This window comes from Cellulomonas septica (genome assembly GCF_012396155.1).
In the GTDB taxonomy this organism is placed as follows: domain Bacteria; phylum Actinomycetota; class Actinomycetes; order Actinomycetales; family Cellulomonadaceae; genus Cellulomonas; species Cellulomonas septica.
This window is the reverse complement of sequence record NZ_JAAXOY010000270.1, coordinates 1-4,562: the sequence shown is the minus strand read 5'-3', so window position 1 is coordinate 4,562 and position 4,562 is coordinate 1. Positions and strand designations below refer to the sequence as shown.

The window sequence follows — 4,562 nt, the reverse complement described above, 5'->3', positions numbered from 1 at the left end:
CAGCGACCGCACCGCGGGATCGACCACGGCGGAGAGCAGGAGGTCCGCGACGCCCTCCGCGTCGACGACCTCGAACGGGCGGGCGTGGAACGGCGCCGTCTCCTCGGCGACCGGCGGCGTGAGGCCGAGCGCGTTGTGCCCGCGCAGCAGCCCGACGAGCACCTGGCCCAGCGCGCGCTGACGCGCCTCCCAGTCCGCGGCTGCCAGCGCGGCGTCGAGGGGGCCGAGCAGGTCGCGCGACGACGGCAGCCGCCGGAACGCCGTGCCGAGCCACTTGTCGTAGGGCGCGTACGTCCGCGCCTGGAGGAAGGCGAGCAGGACCGCGGTCCGGCAGACGCGCGCCGTCACCAGTCGCGAGCCGAGGTCGTCGCCCGCCATGCCGGCGCGGGGCGCCAGGTGGGAGTCCTCGGCGATCGCCCACCACGCCGACGCCTGCTGGTAGAGCCAGACGTCGCGCGGGTAGGACGCGAGGTCCGCGCGGACCCGCTCCAGGCCCAGGTCGTCGTGGAGCACGACGCCCGCCGTCAGCGACAGCAGGCGCTGCTGCGGGACGACGAGCCAGTCGGCGACCGTCAGGGGCGGGCGGAGGTCACCCAGCACGCGCGTCAGCAGGGCGTCGAGCGTGAGGACCTCGACCCGGTGCTCGACCGGGCTGCCCGGGCCGCCGACCCCCGGGCCGCGCGTGCCGTCGGCCGCCGGGGGTGCGGCGCGCGTCGTCCAGCCGCCCACCTCGTCCGGCAGGACGTGCCGCAGCTCCTCGTGCAGTGCGGCGGCGTGCACCGCGTGGTCGTCGGGGGAGAGCAGCACCTGCAGGCGCGGACCCCAGTCGTGGTCGGTCGACGTGGCGTCGTCGTGGCCCAGCACGTCCGACCCCGGGCCGACCAGCGCCGCCGTGTGCGCCAGCCCGCGCGCCGCGAGCACGGGTGCGACGTGCGCGTACAGCAGGCGCGCGAGCTCCCGGCCCGGGACGAACGCGGGTGTCACGCGCCGACGGTGAACGGCGGCAGGTCGAGGACCGCGTCCAGGCGGTCGGTGACGACGGCGTCCGCCGACGCGGCGACGAGCGGCTTGGCGTTGAACGCGATGCCGAAGCCCGCCGCGGCGAGCATGTCGAGGTCGTTGGCGCCGTCGCCGATCGCGATCGTGCGCTCCATGGGGACGCCGACCCGCACGGCGTACTCCCGCAGGGTCTGCGCCTTCACGGCGCGGTCGACGACAGGCCCGGCGACGCGGCCCGTGAGGCGCCCGTCCGCGACCTCGAGCCGGTTCGCGTGCACGAGCCGGATGCCGACCCGCGCGGCCAGCGGCTCGACGATCTCGAGGAACCCGCCCGACACCAGCCCGACGGGCCACCCGCGCGCGTCGAGCTCCGCGACGAGCTCGACGGCGCCGGGCGACAGCTCGACCTGTGCGAGCACGTCCTCGCACACCGACGCCGGCAGCCCGGCGAGGGTCGCGACGCGCTCGTGCAGAGAAGCGGCGAAGTCGATCTCGCCGCGCATCGCGCGCTCGGTGATCTCGGTGACGAGCTCCTCCGTCCCGGCGTGCGCCGCGAGCATCTCGACGACCTCGCCCGTGATGAACGTCGAGTCGACGTCCATGACGACGAGCCGACGCGTGTCGTCGACGGCGTCGACGGGTGCGCCGGGCTCGGTCACCGCGCACGGTGCGGGCTCGGTGGCGGCGGGCATGGCGGTGCGGGGCGCGGGGGTGCTCACGCCTCGCAGGCTAGTGCGACGGTCCGCCGCGCCGTCGTGGGTGCCCGCCTGGTGTCCGGACGTCGTCAGTCGGAGACGACGGCGCCCTTCGGCACGACGGTGATGCCCGACTCGGTGATCGTGAAGCCGCGCGCCAGGTCGTGCTCGCGGTCGAGGCCGATCCGCGCGCGCTCCGGGACGACGACGTTCTTGTCGATGATCGCGCGGTGCACCTGCGCGTAGCGGTGCACGTGCACGTCGTCCATGAGCACCGAGTCGGTGACCTGCGCCCAGGAGTGCAGCCGCACGCCGGGCGAGATGACGGACCCGGACACGGTCGCACCGGAGACGAGCACACCGGGGGAGACGATCGAGTCGGCCGCGTGGCCGAGGCGACCGGCGCCCGCGTGCACGAACTTGGCCGGCGGCAGTCCCGTGTAGCCGGTGTAGAGCGGCCACTCGTCGTTGTAGAGGTTGAACACCGGCTCGATCGAGATGAGGTCGGTGTTGGCCTCGTAGAACGCGTCGATCGTCCCGACGTCCCGCCAGTAGTCGCGGTCGCGCGGCGTCGAGCCGGGCACGTCGTTGCGGATGAAGTCGTAGACCGCGGCGGTGCCGCGCGCGACGAACGCCGGGACGATGTCGCCGCCCATGTCGTGCCGCGACGTCGGGTTCTCGGCGTCCTCGGTGACCGCGCGGACGAGCGCGTCGGTGTTCGCGACGTAGTTGCCCATCGACGCGAGGATCTCGAGCGGCGAGTCGGGCAGGCCGACGGGGTCGGTCGGCTTCTCGCGGAACGCCGCGATCTTCGTCGGGTCGCTCGGGTGCGTCTCGATGACGCCGAACTGGTCGGCCTCGTGGATCGGCTGGCGGATCGCCGCGACGGTGAGCTCGGCACCGGACTCCCGGTGCGCCTCGACCATCTGCGAGAAGTCCATCCGGTACACGTGGTCGGCGCCGACCACGACGACGATGTCGGGGCGCTCGTCCTCGATGATGTTGAGGCACTGGTAGATCGCGTCCGCGGACCCCAGGTACCAGTGCTTGCCGACGCGCTGCTGCGCGGGCACCGCGGCCACGTAGTTCCCCAGGAGCGGCGACATGCGCCACGTCTTCGACACGTGCCGGTCGAGGCTGTGCGACTTGTACTGGGTGAGCACGATGACGTGCAGGTAGCGCGAGTTGATGACGTTCGACAGCGCGAAGTCGACGAGCCGGTAGATGCCCCCGAACGGGACGGCGGGCTTCGCGCGGTGCGCCGTCAGCGGCATGAGTCGTTTGCCCTCTCCACCTGCGAGGACGATTGCGAGGACGCGCGGCGCTGCCATGCGACGACCCTAGGCCCACGGGGCGTCCTCCGGCGAGGCGAGCGGGCCGTCTCGCGCTAGCGTGTCGCGGAGAGAGCCGGTCGCCGACCGGACCCGACAGTGGAGGTCCCGGTGCGTGTCGACCTGCTGACCCGCGAGTACCCGCCGCACGTCTACGGCGGTGCCGGGGTCCACGTCGCGGGGCTCACCCGCGTGCTGCGCCACAAGGTCGACGTGCGCGTGCACGCCTTCGACGGACCGCGCGACGAGCCGGGCGTCGAGGGGTACACCGTCCCCGCCGGTCTGGCCTCCGCGAACGCAGCGCTGCAGACGCTCGGCGTCGACCTCGAGATGGTCGACGCGGTCGGCCGGGTCGGCGACGACGGCGTCGCGAGCTCGCTCGTGCACTCCCACACCTGGTACGCGAACCTCGCGGGGCACCTCGCGTCGCTGCTGCACGGTGTCCCGCACGTCCTCACCGCCCACAGCCTCGAGCCGCTGCGCCCCTGGAAGGCCGAGCAGCTGGGCGGCGGGTACGCGATCTCCTCGTGGGCCGAGCGGACCGCGTACGAGGCGGCGGCCGCGGTGATCGCGGTGTCCGGTGGCATGCGCGAGGACATCCTCCGGTCGTACCCGGCGGTCGACCCGTCGCGCGTGCACGTCGTCCACAACGGCATCGACCTCGACGGCTGGCGGCGCCCGACGGGCGAGGACGCCGAGCGTGCGGAGGCCACCGTGCGGGCGCTCGGCATCGACCCCACGCGACCGGCCGTCGTGTTCGTCGGCCGCATCACCCGCCAGAAGGGCCTGCCGTACTTCCTGCGCGCCGCCGAGCGGCTGCCTGCCGACGTGCAGCTCGTGCTGTGCGCGGGCGCGCCCGACACGCCGCAGATCGCCGCCGAGGTCGAGGGCCTCGTCGCGCAGCTGCGCGAGAAGCGCTCGGGCGTCGTGTGGATCGACCGGATGCTGCCGCGCGCGGACGTCGTCGCGATCCTCGCGCACGGCACGGTGTTCGTCTGCCCGTCGGTCTACGAGCCGCTCGGCATCGTCAACCTCGAGGCCATGGCCGTCGGCCTGCCCGTCGTCGGCACCGCCACGGGCGGCATCCCCGAGGTGATCGTCGACGGCGTCACGGGCACGCTCGTCCCGATCGACCAGGTGCAGGACGGCACCGGCACGCCCGTCGACCCCGACCGGTTCGTCGACGACCTCGCGGACGCGCTGACCGCGCTCGTCCAGGACCCCGACCGCGCCGCCGCCTGGGGTCGCGCCGCGCGCACGCGAGTCGAGGACCACTTCTCCTGGGAGGCGATCGGCGAGCGCACGCTCACCGTCTACCGCGACGTCCTGGGCTGAGCCCTGTCAGGGTCCGATCGACGTCGCCGCGGCCGCCATCGCGCGGCGGGCGACGCGGTCGACCTCGCGCAGCGCCGTCGAGCGCTGGTCGGCCTGCCACAGGTTGACCGCACCGCCGTCGTCCTGCGTCGCGAGCGCGACGATGCCGCGCAACCGGGCCGCCGACGCGAGCACCCGGACCCGGCGGCCGTCGATGCCGTCG

4 protein-coding genes and 1 pseudogene are annotated in these 4,562 nt (G+C 74.1%); 1 reads left to right on the top strand and 4 read right to left on the bottom strand.

Annotated elements, in window-relative coordinates:
- From HGA02_RS21700 to glgC, 3 genes are all read right to left on the bottom strand, one after another.
- The coding region (locus tag HGA02_RS21700; RefSeq protein ID WP_168679088.1) for a DUF4037 domain-containing protein at positions 1-984 on the bottom strand (984 nt) is incomplete at its 3' end.
- Complete coding sequence (gene serB, locus HGA02_RS11260) at positions 981-1,718, bottom strand: phosphoserine phosphatase SerB (protein WP_343035446.1); 738 nt, start codon at positions 1,716-1,718, stop codon at positions 981-983. The genes serB and HGA02_RS21700, both read right to left, overlap by 4 nt.
- Before the next feature lie 65 nt (positions 1,719-1,783).
- Positions 1,784-3,025 carry a glucose-1-phosphate adenylyltransferase gene (gene glgC / locus HGA02_RS11255; RefSeq protein ID WP_168679087.1) on the bottom strand — a complete coding sequence of 414 codons (1,242 nt, stop codon included), beginning with the start codon at positions 3,023-3,025 and terminating at the stop codon, positions 1,784-1,786.
- 111 nt (positions 3,026-3,136) lie between these two features.
- On the opposite strand from glgC, the gene glgA reads away from it, so the two are divergent.
- On the top strand, positions 3,137-4,360 hold the full coding sequence (gene glgA, locus HGA02_RS11250) for a glycogen synthase (RefSeq protein ID WP_168679086.1): 1,224 nt from the start codon (positions 3,137-3,139) through the stop codon (positions 4,358-4,360).
- Positions 4,361-4,366: 6 nt separating this feature from the next.
- Here glgA and HGA02_RS11245 read toward each other — a convergent pair.
- Positions 4,367-4,562: pseudogene (locus tag HGA02_RS11245) on the bottom strand (hypothetical protein); the annotation flags it as partial.

Excerpts from the sequence above, each read along its gene's own strand:
- glgC (WP_168679087.1), bottom strand. The coding sequence starts at position 3,025 with ATGGCAGCGCCGCGCGTCCTCGCAATCGTCCTCGCAGGTGGAGAGGGC.